Source organism: Desulfovibrio sp. (assembly GCF_034006445.1).
Taxonomy (GTDB): domain Bacteria; phylum Desulfobacterota; class Desulfovibrionia; order Desulfovibrionales; family Desulfovibrionaceae; genus Desulfovibrio.
The window spans coordinates 142175-166736 of record NZ_JAVESS010000002.1 but is presented as its reverse complement, the minus strand read 5'-3'; the positions used below and the strand labels follow the sequence as shown (position 1 = coordinate 166736).

The 24562-nt window shown below is 58.7% G+C and carries 21 protein-coding genes; 8 read left to right on the top strand and 13 right to left on the bottom strand.

The annotated features are described in order from the left end of the window. Positions 1-121: 121 nt before the first annotated feature. The 9 genes from RBR41_RS03465 to RBR41_RS03425 all read right to left on the bottom strand — a co-directional run bounded on the left by RBR41_RS03465 (position 122) and on the right by RBR41_RS03425 (position 11225). Complete coding sequence (locus RBR41_RS03465) at positions 122-2569, bottom strand: endonuclease MutS2 (RefSeq protein WP_320351083.1); 2448 nt, start codon at positions 2567-2569, stop codon at positions 122-124. Positions 2570-2843: 274 nt separating this feature from the next. Continuing rightward, positions 2844-3311: a GatB/YqeY domain-containing protein gene (locus RBR41_RS03460; RefSeq protein ID WP_320351457.1), complete on the bottom strand. Its 468-nt coding sequence runs from the start codon at positions 3309-3311 to the stop codon at positions 2844-2846. Positions 3312-3420: 109 nt separating this feature from the next. Continuing rightward, positions 3421-3624 (bottom strand): 30S ribosomal protein S21, encoded by a 204-nt coding sequence (gene rpsU, locus RBR41_RS03455; RefSeq protein WP_040368982.1) that lies wholly within the window; start codon positions 3622-3624, stop codon positions 3421-3423. Between the two features lie 354 nt (positions 3625-3978). Beyond that, complete coding sequence (locus tag RBR41_RS03450; protein WP_179981664.1) at positions 3979-4251, bottom strand: HU family DNA-binding protein; 273 nt, start codon at positions 4249-4251, stop codon at positions 3979-3981. A gap of 120 nt (positions 4252-4371) precedes the next feature. Further along, the gene (gene rsmA / locus RBR41_RS03445) at positions 4372-5205 is read right to left on the bottom strand and encodes a 16S rRNA (adenine(1518)-N(6)/adenine(1519)-N(6))-dimethyltransferase RsmA (RefSeq protein ID WP_320351080.1); all 834 of its coding nucleotides are present in this window, start codon (positions 5203-5205) and stop codon (positions 4372-4374) included. Between the two features lie 12 nt (positions 5206-5217). After that, on the bottom strand, positions 5218-7260 hold the full coding sequence (fusA, locus tag RBR41_RS03440) for an elongation factor G (RefSeq protein ID WP_320351079.1): 2043 nt from the start codon (positions 7258-7260) through the stop codon (positions 5218-5220). Positions 7261-7284: 24 nt separating this feature from the next. Further along, complete coding sequence (locus tag RBR41_RS03435) at positions 7285-8262, bottom strand: hypothetical protein (RefSeq protein WP_320351078.1); 978 nt, start codon at positions 8260-8262, stop codon at positions 7285-7287. 16 nt (positions 8263-8278) lie between these two features. Next, positions 8279-9679, bottom strand: coding sequence for an argininosuccinate lyase (gene argH / locus RBR41_RS03430; protein ID WP_320351076.1), 1401 nt, complete (start codon positions 9677-9679; stop codon positions 8279-8281). 340 nt (positions 9680-10019) lie between these two features. Continuing rightward, positions 10020-11225: an argininosuccinate synthase gene (locus RBR41_RS03425; RefSeq protein WP_320351074.1), complete on the bottom strand. Its 1206-nt coding sequence runs from the start codon at positions 11223-11225 to the stop codon at positions 10020-10022. Between the two features lie 208 nt (positions 11226-11433). Between RBR41_RS03425 and carB the strand changes: the two genes are divergently transcribed. The 5 genes from carB (at position 11434) to RBR41_RS03400 (ending at position 17740) form a co-directional block, all read left to right on the top strand. After that, positions 11434-14676, top strand: coding sequence for a carbamoyl-phosphate synthase large subunit (carB, locus tag RBR41_RS03420; protein ID WP_320351072.1), 3243 nt, complete (start codon positions 11434-11436; stop codon positions 14674-14676). Positions 14677-14679: 3 nt separating this feature from the next. Beyond that, a complete protein-coding gene (carA, locus tag RBR41_RS03415; protein WP_320351071.1) occupies positions 14680-15810 on the top strand; it encodes a glutamine-hydrolyzing carbamoyl-phosphate synthase small subunit in 1131 nt (376 codons plus the stop codon). A 143-nt stretch (positions 15811-15953) separates the two neighbouring features. Next, complete coding sequence (locus tag RBR41_RS03410; protein WP_320351069.1) at positions 15954-16385, top strand: hypothetical protein; 432 nt, start codon at positions 15954-15956, stop codon at positions 16383-16385. A gap of 46 nt (positions 16386-16431) precedes the next feature. Then, on the top strand, positions 16432-16674 hold the full coding sequence (locus tag RBR41_RS03405; protein ID WP_320351067.1) for a cell envelope biogenesis protein OmpA: 243 nt from the start codon (positions 16432-16434) through the stop codon (positions 16672-16674). Between the two features lie 283 nt (positions 16675-16957). Further along, on the top strand, positions 16958-17740 hold the full coding sequence (locus tag RBR41_RS03400; RefSeq protein ID WP_320351065.1) for a 4Fe-4S binding protein: 783 nt from the start codon (positions 16958-16960) through the stop codon (positions 17738-17740). Positions 17741-18156: 416 nt separating this feature from the next. Here the strand turns inward: RBR41_RS03400 and RBR41_RS03395 are convergent, their stop codons facing one another. The 4 genes from RBR41_RS03395 to RBR41_RS03380 all read right to left on the bottom strand — a co-directional run bounded on the left by RBR41_RS03395 (position 18157) and on the right by RBR41_RS03380 (position 22659). Then, positions 18157-19161, bottom strand: a complete 1005-nt coding sequence (locus RBR41_RS03395; RefSeq protein ID WP_320351063.1) for an Ldh family oxidoreductase — start codon at positions 19159-19161, stop codon at positions 18157-18159. Positions 19162-19723: 562 nt separating this feature from the next. Beyond that, a complete protein-coding gene (locus RBR41_RS03390; RefSeq protein WP_320351061.1) occupies positions 19724-20767 on the bottom strand; it encodes an HD-GYP domain-containing protein in 1044 nt (347 codons plus the stop codon). A gap of 3 nt (positions 20768-20770) precedes the next feature. Continuing rightward, on the bottom strand, positions 20771-22189 hold the full coding sequence (gene pyk / locus RBR41_RS03385) for a pyruvate kinase (protein WP_320351059.1): 1419 nt from the start codon (positions 22187-22189) through the stop codon (positions 20771-20773). A gap of 323 nt (positions 22190-22512) precedes the next feature. Beyond that, positions 22513-22659 (bottom strand): hypothetical protein, encoded by a 147-nt coding sequence (locus RBR41_RS03380; RefSeq protein ID WP_320351057.1) that lies wholly within the window; start codon positions 22657-22659, stop codon positions 22513-22515. Between the two features lie 98 nt (positions 22660-22757). On the opposite strand from RBR41_RS03380, the gene RBR41_RS03375 reads away from it, so the two are divergent. The 3 genes from RBR41_RS03375 to RBR41_RS03365 all read left to right on the top strand — a co-directional run bounded on the left by RBR41_RS03375 (position 22758) and on the right by RBR41_RS03365 (position 24494). After that, positions 22758-23204 carry a division/cell wall cluster transcriptional repressor MraZ gene (locus RBR41_RS03375; RefSeq protein ID WP_320351055.1) on the top strand — a complete coding sequence of 149 codons (447 nt, stop codon included), beginning with the start codon at positions 22758-22760 and terminating at the stop codon, positions 23202-23204. Between the two features lie 7 nt (positions 23205-23211). After that, a complete protein-coding gene (gene rsmH, locus RBR41_RS03370) occupies positions 23212-24195 on the top strand; it encodes a 16S rRNA (cytosine(1402)-N(4))-methyltransferase RsmH (RefSeq protein ID WP_320351053.1) in 984 nt (327 codons plus the stop codon). Between the two features lie 74 nt (positions 24196-24269). Then, positions 24270-24494: a hypothetical protein gene (locus RBR41_RS03365; protein WP_320351456.1), complete on the top strand. Its 225-nt coding sequence runs from the start codon at positions 24270-24272 to the stop codon at positions 24492-24494. Positions 24495-24562: the final 68 nt, after the last annotated feature.

Below are 24562 nucleotides of genomic sequence, written 5' to 3'. Positions count from 1 at the left end.
GCAGCCCGTTACGCAAAAAAACTGTTCTCTCGCGGTAACAAAACATGTTTCGTCAGAATGCTGCACGGCTGCTTCCAACGCAAATTTTTGCAGCCCCAATCACGTGATCCGGGCGTATCGGCTACCGCAGGGTTACAATGGTCATGCCGTCACCCCCCTGATCTTCGGGGGCAAGACTGAAAGTCTCCACTGCCGGAAAGGCCCGCAAAAATTCGTGAACCTGTTTGCGCAAGGCTCCCGTGCCGCGCCCGTGCACAACTTCCACTTCCCTGAAGCCCGCCAGCAGCGCTTTGTCCATAAAACGCTCCAACTCCGCAAGCGCTACATCGGCACGATGGCCCCGCATGTCAAGACGTAGTGACGCTCCATCGGCCGCTCCGGCAGGCCGGGCTGATCCGCCGCTTTCAGGCACAAGGGGCTGTCGGGGCGTGCTGTCCAGAATGGAGGATTTGCCCGTGGGGCTTGGGGCAGCCTGACGCCCCGGAATGCGCAAGGCCTTCATGTCGGCCCAGAGGTTCACGCCGTTCATGTCCAGACGCACGCGGCTGCGGCGCTCGTCCACATCGGTGACGACGCCGCGCTTGTTGAAAATGGTGTGCAACACTTGCTGGCCCACAACAAAATGTTCCGGGCTGGGCAATATGGATCGGCTTTGCGTGGCTTCGCTTTCCGTTGCCAGCGACGCGCGCAACCGGGACATTTCTTTCAGGGCCTGCTTGTGTGTGGCGCGGCCTTCTTTCCAGGCGCGCATAAGCTCGGTGGCCTTGGCGCGTACTTCGTCATGCAGACGCAGACGCTCTTTTTCCATTTTTTCGCGCTCGAGCTTTGTGGCCGTGCGCGCCTTGTCCTGCTCCTGCCTGAGGGTAACAAGCTCTTCCTCACGCTGGGCGGCAAGATCATTCAGGCGGCCAAGCAGGGTCGTGGCGTCCTGGCCGTCTTGCAGCAAATAGTGTTCGGCCCGGCGCACGATGCTTTCCGGCAGGCCGTGTTCGCGCGCCACATCCAGAGCCTGACTGGCTCCAACTTGGTCGTAAGCCAGCTTGAACAAAGGCTTTTTACTCTGGGGATCAAAGAGCATCGAAGCCGCCCTGGCTCCTTCCCTGGTGAGGGCGTAGCTCTTGAGCGCGGGAAAATGTGTGGCCGCCAGAACAAAGGTATGTTTGTCCAGCAATTCGTCAAGTACCGCCTGCGCCAATGCCGCGCCCTGGGCCGGATCGGTTCCTGCGCCAAACTCGTCCAGCAGCACAATGCCGCTGGCGTCAAGATGCTTCCAGGCTTTGGCCAGGTGTTCTATCTGGGCCGTGAAGGTGGACACGTTGCCCTCAAGGCTCTGTTCGTCGCCGATAAAAGCGTCCATGCGGCTGAACCACGGCACATGCGAGCCAGCCCCCACAGGCACGGGCAGTCCGCTCAGCGTCATGGCAGCAATAAGGCCGAGGGTTTTCAGGCAGACGGTCTTGCCGCCCGCGTTGCCGCCGGTAATAACCAGGGCGCGCTCGCCGGGGCGCAGGATGATGTCCAGAGGGCGCACGGACGCAGCAGACGGGGCCGCGCCTTTTGCACCCTGAGCAGCGGCGCTGCTGGCCGCCTTTGCCCTGTTGAGCATAAGCAGGGGGTGCCGGGCCTCAAGCAGCTGTATGCCCTCGGCCACGGGAGTGAGCGGCAGGCAGCGCCCGTCCAGCAATGCGGCCAGACGGCGTTTGGCCTGCAACAGGTCAAGCTGGGCAAGAAGCTCAAGCGCCGCCAGGGCTCCCGGCAGTTCGGCTTCCAGCAGGCCGCGCAGGTAGAGCAGCACCTTGCGCTCTTCTTCGCGCTCCTCACGCTTGAGTTCCTGAAGGCGGTTGTTGATTTCCACCAGAAACATGGGTTCGAAATAGCAGGTTTCGCCGGTCTGCGACCAGTCGTGGATAATGCCCTGCATGCGGCCCTTGAAATTGGCCTTGAGGGGCAGCACGTAGCGGTCTGACGAAAGGGTCATGAACTCGTCCTGCAGGTAGGTCAGCATGTTGTACTGCAGGGCAAAGTCCTTGACCTTGCGCATACAGTTCTGGTGCAGGCGGCGCAGTTCGCCGCGCAGGCGATAGAGTTCGGGGGAGCTTTCGTCCTTCAGAAGGCCGTCATCGGAAATGCAGCGCAAAAGGGCGGCCGTAAGCTGCACCGGCAGGGGAGCGCCGTCGGCCATGGCCAGAAGGTGCGGCCACTGCCGCGGCGCGTCGGGCACCGCGATGGCGGCATGGGCGTCGCGCGCCAGGCGCAGCACTTCCCGCAGCGCCCAGAAGGCGTCCACGTCGGGCTGAAAGGCGTGGGCGCGCGAGGTTTGCGCCGCGTGCAGAAAGCCCGATACGTCGGGAAAGGCGTTAAGCGTAAAGACCGCGCCGCCAGGAGTCGGGCGCGAGGACCAGTCCGCGGCTTCCTCATAAACGCGCGCGGCAAGGTTCACGTCCTCCGCCGAGTCCAGCGGGGTCAGGTTCAGGGCACGTTCACGTCCGACGCCTGAAATGCACAGCGAGGAGAGATGGCTGGTAATGTGGTGATATTCAAGGGCCTGGAGCGTGCGGGTATGGATCATGCTGATGCCTCAAAAGCGCTGGTACGGCGAACCGCAGAAAAAAGGGCGCACGAAATGTCAGGCCTTGCAGCCCGGATAGTATGGAGGGCGCTTCTTCGCCAGGCACACAGTCTTTCCATTTGCGAGGCAACTCCCGGCTGGACGGTATATCTGGCCATGGCGATTGACGCTGGAATGCTGCGGCATGCCCACTTGCGGGAATGCGGCGTGAAAATGGCGCGCGACGCTGTGCGCCGGAGGATGTCGCAAAATATCCTTCGGCCGTGCGGTATGCTCAGGACTGCAGGCGCTTCTTGACGGCTTCGGACAAAACCTTGCCGTCCACCTGCCCCTTGTGTCCGGCCATGATGGCGGAAATAACCCGGCCCATGTCCTTGGGGGAGGTTGCGCCAAGTTCAGCCACCGTGGACTCGATAAGAGCCTGCAGTTCTTCCTGGCCGAGGGCCTTGGGCAGGTATTCCTTGAGAACGACCAGCTCTGCCGCTTCTTTGTCCGCCAGATCAGGGCGCTGCGCCGCAGTATACTGTTCAATGGAGTCCTGGCGCTGCTTGCCTTCCTTGACGATGACGTCAAGCATCTCTTCATCGGTAAGGCTGCCGCCAGGCCGCCGCATGTCCACCAGGCGGTTTTTGACCGCCGTTTTCAGCAGGCGCAGCACAGTGAGCCGCACGCTGTCTTTAGCTTTGTAGGCCAGGATGTAGTCTTTTTCGATCTGCTCAAAAAGCGTGGTGGTGACGGTCATAACAGTAGTGGGGTGGAGTGTGGAGTAATGCAGAAAATGCGGGAAACCCCAAGGGGCTTCCCGCATGACTGGCCGGATGAAGGCCCCGGGCGCATATATGCGCGGCCGGTTAAGCCATGTTCATCTTCCTGATTTTTTTCATCAGCCGCTTCCGGGCGGCGGCCTTTTTCTTTTTGCGCATAACGCTGGGCTTTTCGTAGTGCTGGCGCTTTTTCATTTCTGAAAGAACACCGGCCTTTTCTACCTGCTTCTTAAAGCGACGCAGCGCAATGTCAAAGTTATAATCGTCTTCGTTAAGAAAAACTCCGGGCAAGAAAATCACCCCCTTCGGCGGCAGGGCTGGCTCTTGGCAGCCCCAAAAATAACCGTCAACGGTCTTACCCGTACACGGACAGCGACAGAGTCGCCAAATGAGTGGGTTATATAGCCCGCAAACTGTAAAAGGGCAAGTTTTTTTTCAGGGAGACGGTGTGGTCAGAAAGCGGGTTGCGTCAATGCATCGCAGAAGAGGGGCTGAAAACCCAAGATAACATGTATGTTTTCGGCTCCCAGTGGCCTATGGCATACATGTTATCTGAGTTTTTTCCGAACGTGCCTTGCATCGGCCACTGCCGTGACGGGCATGTTCGGTTTTGGCTGCTTTGCCGTGCGGCAGAGCAGCGGAAGATCAATTCAAAGAATCTTTGAGCATCTTGCCGGGGCGAAATTTGAGAATTTTGCACGCTGGAATGGTAAGCGTATCACCGGTACGGGGGTTGCGGCCCTGCCGTGCTTTACGGTGCTCGACCGCAAAGGTGCCAAAGCCAGTAAGAGTGAGTTTTGATTCCTTGACGAGAGCGTCTTCGACGGAAGCAAGAAAAGCATTGAGGGCCCGCTCAGCAGCAGCCTTGGTCAGATTGGCCTTGGCAGCGATTTTTTCAACCAGATCAGCCTTAGTCATCAGCATGTCCTCCTGAAAAGTTCCCCGGCATTGTTTTCAAGTGGCCTTTTGCAGGTCCACTTGCTTGAAATACGCTAAAGTCGCACATTGCAGCAAGATAATGAATAGACAGAAAACTTTTTATGCCATGTTGTCAAGCTGTGACGCCCAAAAAGCGGAAATACGCTGAAAATCGTGATGAGAAAGCACTTCTGGACGCAAATCAGGTGCAATTTGGGTACTTTTGAATGCATCTTCAAGACCAGGTTGGGCCGCTCGGCGAAATATTCCGCCGAGTTGCTTGCGCCTTTGCTGAAAACAGATGCGCAACAGACGGGATAAAAGCGCCGGGTGCGCAGGGCGCTCACTGAGAGGCAAGGGGGTGAAACTCAGGACTGCGGAGTCCACCTTGGGAGGCGGACTGAAGGCTCCAGGGCCCACCACAAACTCCATGCGCGGGCGGGCATAGCTCTGCACCCATACGGAAAGCGCCCCGTAATGCCCGGTGTCCGGCTGTGCCGCAAGACGCTGGCCCACTTCTTTCTGCACCATAAACGCCGCCATCTGCCAGCCTTCGGAAAGGGATACGATGTCCCAGATAAGCGGAGAAGCCACATTGTAGGGCAAATTGCCTATGACCTTCCACGGCTCCTGCGGGCTGATGCGCCGCCAGTCAAACCGCAGGGCATCGGCGAGCACCGCCTGCGTGTTCGCGCCGCCCAGGCGCTGGCGCTCGGCGGCCCAGTGGCGGTCTTTTTCGATCAGCAGCAGCCGGGCATGCGGGGCAGCCTCAATGGCGCGGGTCAGCGCGCCGGGGCCAGGGCCGATTTCAACGATACGGTCATGGGCGCACGGGGCGATAAGGGCAGCAATGCGGTGGCAGATATCTTCACGGCGCAGAAAATGCTGGCCAAGACTTTTTTTGGCGCGGGGGGCATGCCCTTTGCCGCTGGTTTCTGTAGTGCGGTTCGTCACGGGTTCACAGCCTCAGGGCAGGTCAAAGCGGTCAAAGGTCAATACCAGCCCGGCCCGGCCCTGTGTGGCCGAGCGAAGGGAGGTGGAAAAACCGAACAGGCGGCGTAGCGGGGCGGTGCCGCTCAGGATTTTGCGTGCCCCGTTGTCTTCAAGGTTTTCAACCTTGCCGCCGCAGGTGTTGAACAGGCTGATTGAAGAACCCAGAAAATCGTCAGGAACAACTATTTCCACGCGCATGACAGGTTCCATGACCACGGGAGAAGCCGCGGCCAAAGCCTCGCGCAGGGCCTGGCCCGCTGCCATGCGGCTGCCGGGCAGGGTGGTCATGCCTTCGCGCCGTTCTACATTGGTGAGAACCACCTCCACATCTTCCACGGGATAGCCTGTGACTTCGCCGCTCTGCATGGCGTCGCGCACGCCCTCAAGGGCCGCGTCAAGATATATCTGGGGCAGCAGTTTGCGGGCCTCGGCGGGATCCGCAGGCAGAAAATCGCCCACAGTCACGAGGTTTCCGCTGCCGCGCGGGCGCGGCGACACACGAAGCTCAACCGCCCCCTGGTGATGCTCCTTGCCCAGTTCGCGGTCAAAAACCACGCTGGCGTCAGCGGACTTGCGTATGGTTTCACGCAGAACCACCTGGGGATTTCCCGCACGGGGACTGATGCCGTATTCACGCCGCATGCGTTCCAGCAGCACGTCCAGGTGCAGTTCGCCCATGCCGGAAACCATGCGCGCCCCCGTATCGTCATCCAGTTGTGCCCTGAGCGTCGGGTCTTCCTCAACGTAACGGGCCAGGGCCTCGTCAAGAACCTTGCCTTCATCGGCATTGCGCGGTTCAAGGGCAAGCGTGATGACAGGCGCGTTGGCCTCAATGCTTTCGAGGATCAGAGGCCGCTCGCGCGCGGTATAGGTTTCTCCCGTATGGGCTGATCGCAGGCCCACGGCGACAACTATTTCGCCCGCGCCAGCCTCTTCAAGCTGTTCGCGCCTGTCGGCATGGGGCCGGTACAGACGGCCCAGGCGGTCGTCCTTGTTCAGCGTTGCATTGCGCAAATTGTCCCCTTCATGAATGCGCCCCGCATACATGCGGATAAAGGAGTGCTTGCGGTTTTCTTCGAGCAGGACTTTAAAAACCAGAGCAACGGCCGGGGCATCTGGATCAGGGGCAACGGTGATTTCTTTTCCCTGGGGGTCAATGCCCACAGGGGCGGGCACGTCCAGTGGCGAGGGCAGCCAGCGGCACACGGCGTCCAGCACGGGCTGCACGCCCGCGTTGCGCAGGGCTGAGCCGCAGAGAACAGGAGTGATGTGACGCGCCAGGGTGGCCCGCCGAAGGGCCGCGTGGATGTCATTGATGCCGTAAGTAGCTTCAAGGTATGGCTCAAGAAAATCTTCATCGGCTTCGGCCAGTTTTTCCAGCAGCAGTTCACGCCAGGGAGCGGCCAGCGCGGCCTGCTCCGCTGTGAAGGGAGTGCGGCCTATGGTCAGGCCCTGATCGTTTTCATCAAAGGTCAGGCACTCTTCATGAATAAGGTCAAGGACAGCGCTGAAGTCCTCACCCTGCCCGAGGGGGACTGTAACGGCCAGGGCGTTGGCCTGGAGCCGCTGGCGCATGGCTTCAAGAACGGATTCAAAGTTCGCTCCCAGCCTGTCCATCTTGTTGATAAAGGCTATCTTGGGCACGCCGAAGTCTTCGGATTGCCGCCACACGGTTTCAGACTGCGGCTCCACGCCGCCCACGGCGCAAAACACGCCCACGGCTCCGTCCAGCACGCGCAGAGAGCGCTCGACCTCAATGGTGAAGTCCACGTGGCCGGGAGTGTCTATGAGGTTGATGGTGTGGTCGTTCCACTGACAGGTGGTGCAGGCCGACATGATGGTAATGCCGCGTTCCTGTTCTTCGGGCATGTAGTCCATGGTGGCGGCGCCGTCGTGTACTTCGCCCATGCGGTGGATTTTGCGGCTGTAGAAAAGCATGCGCTCAGACAGTGTGGTCTTGCCAGCGTCAATATGGGCAATAATGCCAATGTTGCGAATGCGGTTGATGTGGGACATGACGGCTCCAGAACACAGGGTTTATCACAGCATGCCAAAGGTCAGGCAATGCACGCGGAAAAAATCCGGCGTAAGGCCGGGGTGCAGCCAAAAGCCCTCGCAGCCCGGCGTCAGAATCAAACCGGGGCCGCCGGTGGAAAAGGCTTTGCCATGCAGCAAATCTGCCTGCTCCTGGTCGCCGGAAGTGAGATAAAGAGCGTCCGGCGGCTGCGCATCCCGTGCAAGCGGCGTGGTCGCGCCGCTGGGGCCGTCAGTGGACATTGGGGCCGTGACGCTTGTGGCCGTGACGCTTGTGGCCGTGTCCAGAGCTTCTGCCTGGGCAAAATACAATGCCTCAAGATCAATGCGGTTGCCGTCGTCCGCAGGGTTCTGCCCATTGACGGGGGGATCTGCTTCAACCAGGGCAAGCGTCGGTGAATGATGTTCCTGCCAGCAGGGCAGGCCCATGCTCCGGGCCAGTTCCACGGTGGGGGCCAGTTCCACGTTGGGGGCCAGCCCGCCCGCGTGCAGCAGCACCAGCCTTCCGCCGGGGGGGCTTTCTTCAAGCAATCTGTGAAGACCGGGGGAGTCCAGCACAAAGATGTCTTCAACGCCGCCCAGTTCAAGGCTGACCAGGGCGGAGCGGTGGGGCTGCCCGCCCACACAGACGGCTCCTGTCAGCGGAACCCCGGCCAGAATGGCCGGAATGCAGGCGGCGGCCAGCCTTGCGGCGGCCGCGTAGGCCGGGGTAAAGGCAACGATGGCCCACGGGGCGGCATGGCTTTCGCCGCGCCGCCAGAACCCCAGATGCCCGTCGCTTCGCATGTCCCACATCCGGCCGGGATCAGAACCAAAGTGCATATGGGCCAGGGCAAGCCCTGTCTTGATGGCCGCCCGCCATTGCGCAGGGGTGTCCTCATAGGCCTGGGCCGCAAGGCCGTCATCCAGACGGGCCTCTTCAACCCACTGGGGCCAGGAAGCGCCCTGCGGGGCTTCGGGGTTCTGATCCGTAAAAAAGGGCATGGCAGTCTGTCCCGGTTTAAATGGCCGTGCCGTTCATGCCGGCAAGCCACGTCCTGAGTTGGGCCACCTGCGCGGCAATGGACTGCGGGCCAGTGCCGCCGGGCGTCTCGCGCCGGCGAACAGCGGCCGCATAGTCCAGTATGGCGTACACATCTTTCTCAATGCGTGGCTCAAGCGCCTGCATTTCAGCCAGGGTGAGGTCTTCAAGCCCCTTGCACTGGCTTTCGGCCGCCGCCACGCATTGGCCGGTAACGTGATGGGCCTCGCGGAAGGGCAGGCCCTTGCCCACCAGATAATCGGCCAGTTCCGTGGCGTTAAGAAAACCGGCCTTGCAGGCTTCGCGCATGCGATCCGTGCGAAAGGTCAGCTCTTCCATCATGCCCGCCATGAGGCGCAGCGAGGCTTCAACCGTGTTGTCGGCGTCAAGAAAGCCTTCCTTGTCTTCCTGCATGTCGCGGTTATAGGCCAGGGGCAAGCCTTTCATGATGGTGAGCAGGCTCATGAGCGAGCCGTACACGCGCCCTGTCTTGCCGCGCATAAGTTCGGCCACGTCGGGATTCTTTTTTTGCGGCATGATGGAGGAGCCGGTGGAGTAGCTGTCTGGCAGGCGCACAAAGCCAAAGCCCGGATTGGCCCACAGGATGATTTCTTCACACAGGCGCGAGAGATGCATCATGATGGTGGAACCGCAAAAAAGCGCTTCCAGCACGAAATCCCTGTCGGAGACCGCGTCCATAGAATTACTGTAAACGCCGGAAAAGCCCACGTCCTCTGCCACGCTTTGCGGGTCAAGAGGGTAGGTTGTGCCCGCCAGGGCGGCCGCGCCCAGGGGGGATATGCGAACACGGTCAAGGCAGTCGGCCATGCGCATGGCATCACGCCTGAACATCCATGCGTAGGCAAGCAGATGGTGCGCAAGGCTTACGGGCTGTGCGGGTTGCAGGTGGGTACAACCGGGCAGGATGTCGGCGGTGTGTTCCGTGGCGCGTTGCACCAGCACGGAGCACAGGCCAGCGGCGCGCTGACGCCATGTCTCAAGCCTGTCCGCCACAAAGAGGCGAAAACTCAACCCGACCTGGTCATTGCGGCTGCGGCCTGTGTGCAGTTTTTTGCCCACATTGCCCATAATTTCTGTAAGACGCGCCTCAATGTTCATGTGCACGTCTTCAAGTTCCGGTTTCCAGACAAAGTTGCCGGAGCGGATTTCTTCGCGAACGCGGTCAAGCCCTTCAACCAGTAACTGAGCTTCACCTGGCGGAATAATGCCCTGACGGCCCAGCATGCGCGCATGGGCTTGCGAGGCGCGGATATCCTGGGCATACAGGGCCCTGTCGTAAGATTGGGAGTCCGTATACTGGGCCACGGCTTCTTTGGGGCCTTCGGCAAAACGCCCGCCCCAGCTCTGGTTGGTTTTCATGACAGTGTCCATTGCTTTTTAAAGTAATGATTCGGGGGCAGGGGCGCTTCATAAAACGCCTCTGCCCCCGAAATTCCAGTACGCTTGAGCGGTACAGGGTGGAGCCGTGCTCCACTGCGGGAGGCTTTGCCGGGCAGGCTGGTCCGATGACCGCCGCCTGCCCGGCGGAGGCTTTTGCTGGCCAGCCGGGGGCTTAGGGCATGTTACCTTTGAAAGGCCTGCACGCCCTACTACTGCACAAGAATGCAGTGCGCCACAACATGGCGTGAATTCTACTGACGATCACATTTTTCGGCTGAATGACAAAGCGAAATGCAAAGCATTTCAAAAATAGTCCGGTCTAGTCCTTCAGCTTGCTTTTAACGGCCGCATGCAGGCGCAGGCGCAGGCTGTTAAGGCGGATAAAGCCCGCTGCGTCCTTGTGGTCATAGTCGCCGCCTTCAAAGGTGGCCAGGTCTTCGGAAAAGAGCGAGTTGGGAGAGGTGCGGGCCAGGGGCCAGACGCCGCCCTTGTAAAGTTTGGCGCGCACAGTGCCGGTGACGGTTTCCTGCGACTTGTCCATAAAAGCCTGCATGGCTTCGCGTTCGGGCGAATACCAGAAGCCGTTGTACACGCACTGGGCGTAGCGCACGGCCAGCATGTCGCGGATGCCGAGCAGCTCGCGGTCAAGGCAGATGCCCTCAAGGTCGCGGTGCAGTTTGTAGAGCAGGGTGCCGGCGGGGTTTTCGTACACGCCGCGGCACTTCATGCCGACAAAGCGGTTTTCTACCATGTCGTCGCGGCCAATGCCGTTGCGTCCGGCGATTTCGGCCAGGGTGCTGATGATGGTGGCGGGCGAAAGGGCCTTGCCGTTGACGGCAACGGGATTGCCACGCTCAAAGTCCACACTGACGATTTCCGGCGTGTCCGGGGCCAGTTCCACGGGCACGCAGCGCTCGTGGCAGGATTCGTGCGGCTCGCTGCCGGGGTTTTCAAGTTCGCTGCCTTCAAAGCTTGTGTGCAGCATGTTGGCGTCCATGCTGTAACGCTTTGCGGCGCTGGAAATGGGAATGCCGTGCTTTTCGGCAAAAGCGGTGAGCGCTGTGCGGGACATGAGTTCCCATTCGCGCCAGGGCGCGATGACCTTGATCTCGGGCGCCAGAGCGGCGGCGGCGAGTTCAAAGCGCACCTGATCGTTGCCCTTGCCGGTGGCGCCGTGCGAGATGGCGTCGGCGCCTTCCTTGCGGGCGATGTCCACCAGGGCCTTGGCAATGAGGGGCCGGGCGATGGACGTGCCGAGCAGATAGCGGCCTTCGTAGATGGCCGCGCCGCGCATCATGGGAAATACGAAGTCTTTGGCCATTTCTTCGCGCAGATCAAGCACATAGGCCTTGGAAGCGCCGGTCTTGAGCGCTTTTTCTTCCACGCCCGAAAGGTCTTCAGGCTGGCCGAGATTGGCGGTGACGGCGATGACCTCGCACTTGTACGTCTCGATAAGCCATTTCAGGATGACGGATGTATCAAGCCCGCCGGAGTAGGCGAGAACAACTTTTTTGATGTCTTGCATTATCAATGCCCCCTTGTGTATTCAGAACCCGAAGTATTGCGTAAATCTGGATGGTGCGCAAGGGCTTAGTGTGGTGCGGCCCAGTTTGCCTTGTGAGAGAAAATGTTGACCTTGCCGTTAAGTGCGTATATTGTTCCTCAGTTTGAGCAAACGGTGGCCCTCAGAGCCGCCCCTTTCGTACCGATCTCCAAAGCCGCAGGAATGTCCAATGCCTAAGCGTACGGATTTACACAAGATTCTTGTCATCGGCGCGGGACCCATCATCATAGGCCAGGGCTGCGAGTTTGACTACTCCGGTTCACAGGCCGTCAAAGCCCTCAAGGAAGAAGGCTATGAAGTGGTGCTGGTCAACTCCAATCCCGCTACCATCATGACCGACCCACAACTGGCGGACGCCACGTATGTGGAACCCATCGAACTCGACACCCTGACTGCCATTATTCGCAAAGAGCGCCCTGATGCGCTGTTGCCGACCCTTGGCGGACAGACGGCTTTGAACGCCGCTCTTGGACTTGCCAAGGGCGGCGTTTTGGCGGAGTACGGCGTTGAACTCATCGGCGCACGGGCCGAAGTTATCGAGAAGGCCGAAAGCCGGGAGCTTTTCCGTGAGGCCATGGAACGCATCGGCCTCAAGATGCCTGCCAGCGGTATTGCCCGCAACCTTGACGAAGTGCGCCAGCTTGGCAACGTGCTGCCGTTCCCGCTGATTGTGCGCCCGGCCTTTACCCTTGGCGGTACGGGCGGCGGCGTGGCCTATAATCTTGCCGACCTTGAAGAGGTGGCAAGCAACGGTCTGGCCGCAAGCCCCACTACCGAGGTCATGATAGAGCAGAGCGTGCTCGGCTGGAAAGAAATTGAAATGGAAGTGATGCGCGACACCAAGGATAACTGTGTCATCATCTGCTCCATTGAAAATCTTGATCCCATGGGCGTACACACGGGCGACTCCATAACCGTGGCCCCGGTGCAGACGCTTACGGATTCCGAGTACCAGCAGATTCGCGATTTCTCCATTGCCATCATGCGTGAAATCGGCGTTGAAACCGGCGGCAGTAATGTGCAGTTCGGCATCAACCCCGCCAATGGCGAAGTTGTGGTCATTGAAATGAATCCGCGCGTGTCGCGCTCTTCAGCGCTGGCTTCCAAGGCGACGGGCTTTCCCATTGCAAAGATTGCGGCCAAGCTGGCGGTCGGCTACACGCTGGACGAACTGCGCAACGACATCACGCGCGAGACCGTGGCCAGCTTTGAACCTGCCATCGACTATTGCGTGGTGAAGATTCCGCGCTTTACCTTTGAAAAGTTCCCCGGAGCCAAGGACGAGCTGACCACCTCCATGAAGAGCGTTGGCGAAGCCATGAGCATCGGCCGTACTTTCAAGGAAGCCCTGCAAAAGGGCTTGCGCTCAATGGAAATCGGGGCCACGGGCCTTGGTTTCAACTTCAACGCCGAGCTGCCCGCCCGTGAGGACATCCTTGAGTCTTTGCAACGGCCCAATTCGCGCCGCATTTTTGCGCTGCGTCAGGCCTTGCTCGCAGGCATCACGGAAGAAGAAATCTTTGCCGTGTCCGCCATTGATCCCTGGTTTGTGCGCCAGTTGCAGGACATTGTGGAGATGGAGCAGCACATCCGCAACTTTGGCATGGCCAATGACATGACCGCCACGAACGCCGACCTGGCGGTAATCTTGCGCGAAGCCAAGGAATACGGCTTTTCCGACAGGCAGCTTGCCGAAATGTGGAAGCGCCCCGAAGCGGACATTCGCCGCTTGCGCCAGGAAATGAACATCCTGCCCACATATTATCTTGTGGACACCTGCGCTGGCGAGTTTGAGGCCTATACTCCCTATTTTTACTCGACCTATGAAAAGGGCGAGGAGCTCAAGGTTGAAAACCGCCGCAAGGTGCTCATCCTTGGTGGTGGCCCCAACCGCATCGGTCAGGGCATCGAGTTTGACTACTGCTGCTGCCACGCCTCCTTCGCCCTGCGCGATGCCGGGGTCATGGCCATCATGGCCAACTCCAACCCTGAAACTGTCTCCACGGACTATGACACTTCGGATCGGCTTTACTTTGAACCGCTGACCTTCGAAGACGTCATGAACATTGTGGAAAAAGAAAAGCCCGAAGGCGTCATCGTGCAGTTTGGCGGGCAGACGCCCCTGAACCTGGCCGTGCCCCTCATGCGCGCCGGGGTGCCGATTCTCGGAACCAGCCCCGATGCCATTGACCGTGCCGAAGACCGTGAACGCTTCCAGGCGCTCATCCAGAAGCTGGGCCTGCTGCAGCCGCCCAACGGCACGGCCATGAGCCTTGAAGACGCTCTGGAAGTGGCCGAGCGCATCACCTACCCTGTGGTTGTGCGGCCAAGCTACGTGCTTGGCGGCCGCGCCATGGCCGTGGTGTATGACGCCGCTGAGCTGACGGCGTACTTTCACTCCCAGGTGCCCGAAAAGCCGGAGCATCCCATCCTCGTGGACAAGTTCCTCGAGCATGCGGTGGAAGTGGACGTGGACGCCCTGTCTGACGGCAAGGACGTCTATGTTGCTGGCATCATGGAGCATATCGAAGAAGCTGGCATCCACTCCGGCGACTCGGCCTGCGTGCTGCCTTCCTATTCCCTGTCCTACGACCATGTGGCCCTTATCGCTTCCCAGGCAGAGGCTCTGGCCCGCGAACTCAAGGTGGTGGGCCTCATGAACATCCAGTTCGCCATCAAGGGTGACGATCTTTATATCCTTGAAGTCAACCCGCGCGCCTCGCGCACCGCGCCCTTTGTGTCCAAGGCCACAGGGGTTCCCCTGCCGTACCTGGCCACCCAGGTCATGCTGGGCAAAAAACTGGACGAACTGGACCCCTGGAGCATGCGCAAGGGCGGCTTTACCTGCGTGAAGGAAGCGGTCATGCCCTTCCAGCGCTTCCCCGGAGTGGACGTGATACTCGGCCCTGAGATGCACTCCACCGGCGAAGTTATGGGCATGGGCTCCAGCTTTGGCGAAGCCTTCCTTAAAAGCCAGCTCGGCGCTGGACAGGTGTTGCCGCAGGGGGGCAAGCTTTTTCTCTCCGTTAATGACCGCGACAAACCCTTCCTGCCAGAAGTGGCCGAAAAGTTTGCCAATATGGGCTTTGATCTGCTGGCCACCAAGGGCACTGCGGCCATACTGCGCGACCACGGGCTCAAGGTTGAAGAAGTGCGCAAGGTCTATGAAGGACGTCCCAACATTGTGGACCTGCTCATCAATCACGAGGTGGCCCTGGTCGTGAATACGGCTTCGGGCAAGCATACGGCCAAGGACTCCAAGGCCATCCGCCATGCGGCCCTGAACTACAAGGTGCCGTATTGCACCACCATTGCCGCGGCGCGCGCCACTGCCACAGCCATAGGCTCGCGGCGGGACGAAATCCATGTGGAAAGTTTGCAGGAATACTATGCGCGGGACGCGCAGGGGTAAGCTATGAAAGCATTACTGGTGCTGGAAGATGGATTTACGCTGGAAGGCAAGTCCTTTACCGGCGAATTTGAAACCGGCGGCGAAGTTATTTTCACCACCGGCATGACCGGATATCAGGAGGTTCTTACAGATCCCTCCTACTACGGGCAGATGGTCTGCATGACCTATCCCCTCATCGGCAACTACGGCACCAGCCGTGAAGATATGGAATCCGCGGGCGTGCATTGCTCGGCCCTGCTGGTCAAGGAGTGCTGCAAAAAGCCCTCCAACTGGCGCTCCGTAATGTCTTTGCCTGCCTTTCTGAAGCGCTACGAAACGCCTGGCATGGAAGGGCTTGATACGCGTGCCCTGACCCTGCATTTGCGCGTCAACGGGGCCATGCGCGGCATCATTTCCACCAAGGAAATGGACCCGCGTGTGCTTCAGGAACGCGCCAGGGCTCTGCCCACCATGAAGGGGCGCAACCTTGTATCCTTTGTGGCGCCTTCGAAGCCCTATGCCTGGTATGACAACGCTGTGCAGGAGGCTCCTTTGGCCGAAGACGGCAGCTATGCCTGGCGTGGGACGGGGCTGCCCCTGCTGGTTTATGACTTCGGCATCAAGTGGAATATCCTGCGCCGTCTGTGTGAAGCGGGTTTTGAACCCCTGGCGGTGCCGCCCAGTTTCAGCGCGGCTCAGGCCAAGGCCAGCGGCGCGAGGGGGGTGTTTTTGGCCAACGGCCCCGGCGACCCGGCCACGCTGACCAACGAGATAGCCCTGGTGCGTGAGCTTATCGGATTGTTTCCGGTTACGGGCATCTGCCTTGGCCACCAGCTTATCGGGCATGCGCTCGGCGGCACCACCGACAAGCTCAAGTTCGGTCATCACGGCTGCAACCATCCGGTCAAGGACCTGACCACGGGCCGTATCGAAATCTCTTCACAGAACCACGGGTTCCACGTTGTTCTTGACGGAGTGGAGGATGTGGAGGCGACCCACATCAATCTTAACGACAATACGCTCGAGGGTTTGCGTCACAAGACGCTGCCTGTCATGAGCCTGCAGTATCACCCTGAAGCCGCCGCCGGGCCGCACGACGGCGAATACCTGTTCAACCGGTTCCGGCAGGTCATCGGCGAGTCCGCCGGAGCCTGATAAGGCGGAAAAGACTTGATATGAGAGTCTTCTTGTGACTAGACTGGAACAAACACTGATAGCGATTAGCGCTTTTAGTCTATTGGTATGAGTGTTCCCCCGGCGGTTCATCCGCCTGTTCTGTAAACTGCAAGGAGCTTCGAGTGAAAAAGTCAGTTTTGAGCCTTGGGCTGGTTCTGGCTCTGGTTTTGGCCTGCGCGCCCGTTCGTGCGGCTGAAACCACCGCCAGCGCTGTGCCTCATAATAATCCCGTTGAACAGCTTACAGGTGCCGTATGGCAAAAAACGACTGAAACCGATAAAGCCGCTTTTCTGCTTGGGGTGGAATCGGCCATTACGGTGGAGTACTTTGTTAACGGCAAGATAATGGAAAAAGCTGCCAAAACGGGCAAAAAGCCTACCAGCACCCTGTCACCCTTTGAAAAGGGCTGGATGAAGGCATTTGATAATGTCAACCGCGCTGACATCATCAAGCTGGTGGACAGCTGGTATGCTGCCAACCCCGACAAGCTTGACCGTCCGGTTATGGGTGTTATCTGGTATGAACTGATCACCCCGCGTCTTGCCGCGAAATAGGGTCAATGCCTTTCAAGCCTCGACTGGACTTTTCAGGAGAATTGCCATGAAAAAAGTTTTAATTATAGGTCTGCTGGCCGCCATGCTTGCCAGTGGCGTTGGCTGCACCAATATGAACAAGACCCAGCAGGGTGTTGCCAGCGGCGCGGCTCTTGGCGCCCTTGGCGGTGCCGGTATTGCCGCCATTTCCGGCGGCGCGGCCGGTTGGGGTGCCCTTGCCGGCGCTGGCGTAGGCGCTCTGGCTGGCGGTATTGTGGGTCATGAGCAGAGCAAGGGTAAAAGCTGGTAAACAGTAACGCCTCAAGCTTTTCGCAACACTTTAAAAGGGCCGGATACGCATATTCCGGCCCTTTTGCCATGGGCAGTCCAGCGCGGACTGCCCTGAGAATTTATTTCCGTTTACCTTTGGGATATCCATATGCACTCCAAAGGCTGAAGACGCCCGCTCCGGAGTTTACCGGCGCAAGACGCTGCGCCGCTCTGCACTGCGGACGCCTGCCCACGCAGTCGCCAGAGCAGTCTGAACATGAATTGCTCCATCTTCTCTGTCATGCAACCCAAAAGAGGCACACATGAGCGGAATACTGCACGCTGTTTTTTTCAGCCCCACGCACAGCAGCAAAAACCTTGCCCTGGCCGTGGCATGGCCCCTGGCGCAAGCGCTGGGCAAGGAACTTTGCGAGCATGACCTGACCTATCCGCCAGGGCGCGCCAAAAAATTGCGCTGTGGGCCGGATGATGTGCTGCTTCTGGCTTTTCCTGTGTATGCCGGGCGTGTACCCCGGCTGCTTGACGGTTTTTTGTCTGCACTTGACGGCGGTGGAGCGCGGGCTGCGGTTCTGGCCGTATACGGCAACCGCCACTACGACGACGCCCTTCTGGAGGCTGTGGATACGCTGCAGAAACACAACTGCGTCGTGGTCGCGGCCTCGGCCTTTATCGCGGAACACAGCCTGACGCCTGCCATTGGCACGGGCAGACCCGACAGCCGGGATATGCAACTCGTCGGGGAATTCGCCCGCCATACGGCCCAGGCCATACTTTCGGGCCGTGACGGGCCGGTCGCTGTTCCGGGCAACCACCCCTACAAGGATCTGCCCCCTGTCGTGGACATCCGCCCGAAAACGTCTGAGGCATGTACCCAATGCATGCTCTGCGCAAGCCAGTGCCCTGTGCAGGTCATCAGTGAGGACGATGCCACCCTTGTGGATCAGGGCTGTATACGCTGCTGCGCCTGCGTGAAGGCCTGCCCGGAGCAGGCCAAGTTTTTCGACCAGGAGCCAGTATTGAAGGTTATCGCCATGCTCGAAGAAAAATGCAGGGACAGGAGAGAACCGGAAATTTTTACGGTGTAGCCCAGGTTGATGAAGTGCTTGGTGGGGGAGGGACCCTTTTGTAAAAGGGTCCCTCCCCCACGCCCCCACCCCCTAAAACTCTTACTGTATTTTACTGTAGTACAATAGGTTTTCGGAACGAAGGGGCCGAGTCAGCTTTTTTCAGGCATCATGCCACTATAAAGTTTATCTGCCGCAAAGTTTATCTGCCGCAAAGTTTATTTGGCGCAAAGTTTATCTACTCTGAATCGGAGCATCTTTGAAATATGAAGAATTTTAAAGATGCTCCGTCAGCTGAAAATGCGATTTGCGGCTGAATCCACGGCACGTTGCAGTATCAGCCTGTCTATCTGTTTTCAACATTACATTGTTCTGGCTCTTTGCCGCGAACGCCTGCGCGGCCAGCAGTGCCGGAACGGTTTTGCCTGGGCATTTAGCTATTCTTTGCAGAGACCGTACAGCTGTTCCAGCAGCGGGTCTGGCAAAGCAACCGATTCTTTGGCCCGCGCAGATGCCTCCAGCGACAACCGCCTGTCGCCGGGCAGGCGCACGCCTTCCTGTTCTGTGATGACACGCAGCAGAGCGTCAATGCGGTCAGTAAAGCCGTCTCCCGCTGTGGCCACCGGATCCATGACCAAAAAGCTTTGCCCGATGCGCGGCGAAGGCCCTTCGGGTGCAAACAGCGAGCTTGCCTCCACCGCCAGAGCAGCGCCCGGCAACACAGCAGCCATGATTTCCACCATCAGCGCCAGCGCGTAGCCCTTGGGGCCGCCAAAGGGCAGCAGCGAGCCAGCAAAAGCCTTGGCCGCATCGCGTGTGGGCTTGCCCTCCGCATCAACAGCCACGCCTTCAGGCAGGAGTTCTCCTTTTTCGGCCGCCTGCAAAACCTTGCCGCGCGCCATGACACCCATGGACATGTCAATGACCAGTGGCGGCGCGTTTCTTCTGGGACATCCCATGGCCATGGGATTGGTGCCAAAAACGGCCTTGCTGCCCCCATAAGGCGCGAGCGCGGCGGGGCTGTTGGCAAATGCCATGGCCAGAAGCCCCTGTTCCGCAAAATCAGCGACAGGAAGGCCCAGTACGCCCGCGTGGTGTGAATTCTTTATTGCCAGCAGGGCAATGCCGTTTTCTCTGGCCGCCTGGGCCGCCACGGGCAGGCTGTCGGCCATGGCCCGAAAGGCAAAGCCGCACCGGGCGTCCGTGAGAATGGCGCCCGGTCTTGGACGCGATATCTGCGGTTTTGCAAAACCGTCTATCTTGCCCGTGGCTGCCTGGCCAGCATAATAGGGAATCCGTGAAAAGCCGTGTGAGGGAATCCCCTGCATCTCCGCCCGGAGCAGGGCGTCAATGGTCACCGCGGCGTTTTCAGAGCTGACCTTGTGCCTCATGAGGGCACGCTGACCGAGGTCGCGTGCTTCATCCAGTGAAATGGAGCCCATATTTCCACCTGCAAAAGTTGGGTCGTTGTCGCCATGCCGGGTGAGGCATCACAGCCTCATGTGCATCAGAACAAATCACCTTTGATAAGCTTTCCAAGGCGCGGCACGTTCGCATTGTCTCTTGTCAGCGCTGATACGCTGCGCATGCGCCTTCACGGCGGACGCCCGCTCGTGGGGCTGTCAGAACAGTTTCATCAGGAAACGTTATTCAGGCCACGCAGGCAGATATCAGTTTATGCAACGAACAGGAAGCTCGCACGGCCCGGCCGCGCGCCGGGCGTTTAGAAAGAAATAGACTGAAACGTGAAAGACCGCGCCATGCGGCGCGGTCTTCAGTCATGCTGGCCTGCAAGTGGCCGGGATGGAGCAGATAAGCTTCGCGGTAGGTGATGCCTGGAAGCCGCTTTGTCTGAAACCCCCGCGTAAAATCAGAAACACCTTAACGCTCTACGCAGACATAACAAGAGTTTTGGTGGGTGGGGGCGTGGGGGAGGGACTTTTTTGCAAAAAAGTCCCTCCCCCACAAAGCTTTCCCCACAAAACACTTCAAAGTGAAACTGCTCTAAAGCGGGGTATCCACGGCCTGGTCCATATCCACCATTTGTCCAATATTGCCAGAAGCAAAACCCGAGAAGAGCAAGTTCGAGAACTCCCCGTCATACCGGGCATCGCCAGCCAGCTCTTTGGCGGCGGCAAGAGGCTCCTTGGCTTCGCTGTACGACCTGTGACTGATCATGGCCGAAAAGGAGTCCGCAATGGCCGTGATGCGTCCCACCCGGCTGATCTGATTTCCCTTAAGATGCTGGGGGTATCCAGAGCCGTCCATGCGTTCATGGTGTTCATAGCAGGCCCGCACCAGTTCTTCAAAGCTTACATCCATTTTGTGCATGAGTTTGATGCCCACAAGCGGGTGGGGCAAAATTTTTTCCCGCTCTTCGGCCTTGAGCGGGCCGGGCTTGTTGAGCAGAAAGGCTGGAACCTTGCTCATGCCCACATCATGCAGCAAAAGGGCAAGCGTCATGCGGTCAAGGTCTTTGCGCCTGTATTCTCCGCCAACCTGCAGCCACAGCCAGAGCCCGACGCTCATGGTGTTTATGGCATGGCGGGCGGGCTGATGCCTGCGGAACAGCCGCCGCATGAAGGTGTTGATGCGGTGTCTGTCTGCCCACAGGTATTCCGTGACGACCATGGCGTCACGGTACAGAGGCTCAAAAAGGGTCTTTATGGGCTGGCTGTCGAATTCGGTATAGCGAAGAAACAGCGCACGGATGCAGATGTCGGCGATTTCGGCTTCTTTGAGGTTCTTGTCCTGCAAAACAAGGTCGAGCTGTTTGACGATGTGGCGCGAATAGATGTGATGGTCTGAGCGGGCCACAAAAAGATCGCCCTTGTCGCAAAGACGGGCCACCTCTTCAACCTGTTCATTGGTCAGGCGCGTTTCTTTTTTGCAATAGGGCGCCAGCACCATGATGTCTTCACGAAAGCTGAAAAGATCCACCGGTGGGCGGTATTTGGGAAAGCTCGAAAGAATTTCGCCGCTTATCTGGTAGTACTCCTCGTTGATATTCTGGGGAACCTCTTTTGCAATCCGTGCGCTTTCGGCCATGGCCTACTTCCAGTAGATTTTGACGAGGTTGGTGCCTCTTGGGGTGGAGGAGGAACCCTTGACCTGACCGGCGGTGATGACAATGCAGTCGTCCGACGCAAAATCATCGCTGCTATGGATGAAATGCTCGGCCCGGATAAGATGGCTCTCCTCATCCTGCGGCCTGGCCACGAAGGCGGGCTTGACGCCCCAGACGAAGTTCAGGGCCTTGACGGTCACCGGATCGGGCGTGAGGGCGTAAATCTGCTGCGGAGGACGCCTGGCAGAAACCTGACGGGCAGAACTGCCGGAAAGACTGTGCGAAACAATGGCCTTGGCCTTGGCCTTGTCAGCCAGCAGGCAGGCAGAATATGCCAGAAATTCAGGAATTCCCTTGTCGGCATCAGGTTCTTCAAGCCTGTGATTGAGCAAAAGCAGCTTTTCAGCCTCGTCGGTAATGCGCCGCATGTAACGCACTGTTTCAACAGGAAAGTTCCCCATGGCCGTTTCTTCCGAGAGCATGACGCAGTCGGCTCCGTCCAGCACGGCGTTGGCCACGTCAGTGGTTTCAGCGCGTGTGGGGGCGGGGCTGTTCACCATGGAAAGCAGCATTTGCGTGGCCACAATAACGGGCTTGGATGCCTTGTTGCAGGCGCTGATGATGCGCTTTTGCAGGGCGGGCAGCAGGGGCAGCGGGCATTCAACGCCAAGGTCGCCGCGCGCCACCATGACCACATCCGTTTCAGCCAGAATTTCGGCCAGATTGTCCACGGCGCTCTGACGTTCGAGCTTGACCACAACGGGCAGTTTCTGCCCGGCGGCGGCTATGAGTTCCTTGGCTTCGCGCACATCGTCAGCTGTCTGTACGTATGAAATGGCTACCGCGTCCACGCCAAGCTTGAGGCCGTCCGCAAGGTCTTTTTTGTCCTTGTCGGTCAGGGCGCGCACCTTGGTGGCCTTGCCGGGCAGGGCCAGACCCTTGCGGGATGTGACGATGCCGGCATTGTCGGCTTCAAGCAGCACGAGCCCGTCGGGGCGGCGCTCCTGCACGATGAACTGAAGACCGCCGTCGGCCAGCACAAGGCGGTCGCCGGGGTCGAGGCTTTCAAGAATGACCTGATGATCAAAAGGCAGGTAGGGCATTTCATCGGTGCGGCTGGCGCTTGGGCCCAGCAGAAGGCGCATGCCCTTGTCAACATCGATGGTTCCTTCAGGCACTATGCCGAGGCGGATTTTCGGGCCGGAAAGATCCTGCATGATGGTGATGGGGCGCCCGAGGGTACGCTCCACTTCACGTATATTTTGTATGATGGTGACGAAATCCGCTGCCGAACCGTGTGAAAAGTTGAGGCGAAAAACACTGACGCCAGCTTCAGCCAGTTGATGCAGTTTTTCTTTGCTGTTTGAAGCGGGGCCTATGGTTGCGACAATTTTTGTTCTCATAATGTATCCTTGCTTTAGATGCCAGAAAAAGCTGGTTAGGCGCATGGGCGCAGATTGAAGAAGAGTATAAAACCAGCACCATAAATCATCCTGATTTTACCACATATTGTCAAGGCTTCCAGTCTTTCGCACAGAAGGCGTGCACTATGGACTTGCTGCCCTGCGCGACTGCGCATGAAAGATTTTAGGAAACGCTGATTTATTCCGTTTGGCATCGTTGCTTCACTTTTTTTGAAACAGTCGAGGACGGAAGAGTCCACTCCTGCTTCAAAAAAAGATCGCGCCTTGCCAAACGAAATAACTGCGCGTTTCCAGGAGGCTCTTTAATCAGTGCTTCCTTTATTCAAAACTCCGCCGCCGGAGTCCCGCATCCCTTTTGCGTGGTAAAAACCACTTTTTCCCACCGAAGCCGCTGGGTTGAAGAAGCTTTTCTTCTGCCCACAATAATCCGTCAAACTGGCTTCAGACATAAATAATACACTTTTTGCCCAGTTAGCTTGACACCCCCATTGCCTTGGGGCATAAGTGGGAAAAAGTGGTAATTAATGGTAATAAAGTGGTAAAAGAAGTGCCAAAACTCTTCACAAAAAGCCTTTCCCGCAGCCTCGACCCCAAGGGTCGCCTTATGCTGCCGCCGGAATACCGGGACGGGCTTTATGCTGAAGGGGGCACGGGCGCTTTCTGGCTTACCGCTTACTATGGCCGCCTTGTGGCCTATCTGCCTGAAAATTGGGAAAAAATCACTGAACAGTTGAGCAGTATTCCCATGCCCTCTCCCCGTCTTTCGCACTTTAAAACCAAGGTCATGGGTCTTGCGCAGGAAATGCTGCCCGACGCCCAGGGCCGGGTGCGCATTCCGCAATCCCTCATGCGTGAAGCAGGCCTTCAGAAGGACGTCATGCTGGTGGGTATGCTCAGTAAGTTTGAAATTTGGGATCAGACCCGCTTTGACGCCCTGACGCTTGAAGACGTCTCTGACGAGCTTGCAGCCAGTGGTGTGACAATCAGCCTCTAGGTTTATCATGATGCAGACCATGCACGAAAATGCGGAACAGGAACGTCATGTTCCTGTCCTGCCTGTGGAAACGCTGGCCGCGCTCGACCCGCGCGCCGGGGGGCGCTATCTTGACGGCACCCTGGGAATGGGCGGGCATGCCAGCGCCGTGCTGTCGTCAGCTTCTGACATAGAATTGTGCGGCCTTGACCGCGATGAAGACGCCCTGAATTTTGCAAGGCAGCGCCTGGCCCCCTTTGGCCCACGGGCGCATTTGTTCCACTGCCGGTACAGCGATTTTGCCGACGCTCTTGGTGAACTAGGCTGGAGCAAGGTGGACGGAGCCCTGCTGGATATCGGCGTTTCTTCTTTTCAATTGGACGAAGCCGGGCGCGGATTCAGTTTTTATGGCGATGGGCCGCTGGATATGCGTATGGATCAGAGTTCTGGGCAGCCTTCGGCCTGGCATTGGGTAAATCGCGAAAGCTTCGACAGGCTCAAGGACTGCATCGCCACCCTTGGCGAAGAGCCGCAGGCGGGGCGTATCGCCCGCACCATTGTGGACGCCAGGCAAAAAGACCCCATAGACACCACCGCGCAGTTGGCCGCCCTTGTGGAAAGGGCCTATCCCGCAGCCTGGCGGGCCAAGGCCCGCCGCCATCCGGCCACGCGTACGTTTCAGGCTTTGCGCATGGCCGTCAACGACGAACTTGGCGAACTGCAACGCTTTCTGGATCAAATTCTGGCCTATTTGCCTATCGGCGGGCGTCTGGCCGTTATTACCTTTCACTCGCTTGAAGACCGCATGGTCAAGCAGGTCATGCGTCATTGGGCTGAAGGCTGCCGCTGTGCGAGGCATATCCCGCGCTGTGTGTGCGGTCACCAGCCTGAAGTGCGCATTCTGCATAAAAAACCTGTGCAGGCCGGGCCGGACGAACTGGCCGTCAATCCCCGCGCCAGCAGCGCCAAGCTGCGGGCAGTGGAAAAAATAGCCGAGGCGTCAGGCTCGTGAAGCGGAACCTCTCGGCAAAACCTGCAGGCGGCAGAGGGTGGCTGTTGTTTCTTGTACTCGGTCTGCTGGCCTGTATGGTCATGGGGCTTGTGCTCGTCTGGAGCAACATTGAGCGCATGGACACCACCTATTTTATCAATATCGCGCAGAATACCCTGCGTGAACGCCGCGCGCTGCGCGCCAAGCTTGAAGTTGAAAGGGAACGCCTGCTTTCGCCCTATGAGCTGCGCCGCAGGGCAGAAGAGTTTTCCATGCGCGAACCCAAGCCCGGCCAGATTCGCCGCATGGAAGCGCGCTAGCCTCAGGAGCCGGATCCGCTCCCGCAACCGGAACGTCCGTCAGGACAGCCCGAACCACACCATTGTGA

Coding starts and splice junctions, on each gene's coding strand:
- fusA (WP_320351079.1), bottom strand. CDS start 7,260: ATGTCCCACATCAACCGCATTCGCAACATTGGCATTATTGCCCATATT.
- RBR41_RS03450 (WP_179981664.1), bottom strand. CDS start 4,251: ATGACTAAGGCTGATCTGGTTGAAAAAATCGCTGCCAAGGCCAATCTG.
- RBR41_RS03390 (WP_320351061.1), bottom strand. CDS start 20,767: ATGGCCGAAAGCGCACGGATTGCAAAAGAGGTTCCCCAGAATATCAAC.
- RBR41_RS03425 (WP_320351074.1), bottom strand. CDS start 11,225: ATGCAAGACATCAAAAAAGTTGTTCTCGCCTACTCCGGCGGGCTTGAT.
- argH (WP_320351076.1), bottom strand. CDS start 9,679: ATGAAAACCAACCAGAGCTGGGGCGGGCGTTTTGCCGAAGGCCCCAAA.
- RBR41_RS03395 (WP_320351063.1), bottom strand. CDS start 19,161: ATGGGCTCCATTTCACTGGATGAAGCACGCGACCTCGGTCAGCGTGCC.
- RBR41_RS03435 (WP_320351078.1), bottom strand. CDS start 8,262: ATGCCCTTTTTTACGGATCAGAACCCCGAAGCCCCGCAGGGCGCTTCC.
- RBR41_RS03405 (WP_320351067.1), top strand. CDS start 16,432: ATGAAAAAAGTTTTAATTATAGGTCTGCTGGCCGCCATGCTTGCCAGT.
- carA (WP_320351071.1), top strand. CDS start 14,680: ATGAAAGCATTACTGGTGCTGGAAGATGGATTTACGCTGGAAGGCAAG.
- RBR41_RS03465 (WP_320351083.1), bottom strand. CDS start 2,569: ATGATCCATACCCGCACGCTCCAGGCCCTTGAATATCACCACATTACC.
- carB (WP_320351072.1), top strand. CDS start 11,434: ATGCCTAAGCGTACGGATTTACACAAGATTCTTGTCATCGGCGCGGGA.
- RBR41_RS03400 (WP_320351065.1), top strand. CDS start 16,958: ATGAGCGGAATACTGCACGCTGTTTTTTTCAGCCCCACGCACAGCAGC.
- RBR41_RS03365 (WP_320351456.1), top strand. CDS start 24,270: ATGGTCATGGGGCTTGTGCTCGTCTGGAGCAACATTGAGCGCATGGAC.
- RBR41_RS03380 (WP_320351057.1), bottom strand. CDS start 22,659: ATGTCTGAAGCCAGTTTGACGGATTATTGTGGGCAGAAGAAAAGCTTC.
- pyk (WP_320351059.1), bottom strand. CDS start 22,189: ATGAGAACAAAAATTGTCGCAACCATAGGCCCCGCTTCAAACAGCAAA.
- RBR41_RS03460 (WP_320351457.1), bottom strand. CDS start 3,311: ATGACCGTCACCACCACGCTTTTTGAGCAGATCGAAAAAGACTACATC.
- rsmH (WP_320351053.1), top strand. CDS start 23,212: ATGATGCAGACCATGCACGAAAATGCGGAACAGGAACGTCATGTTCCT.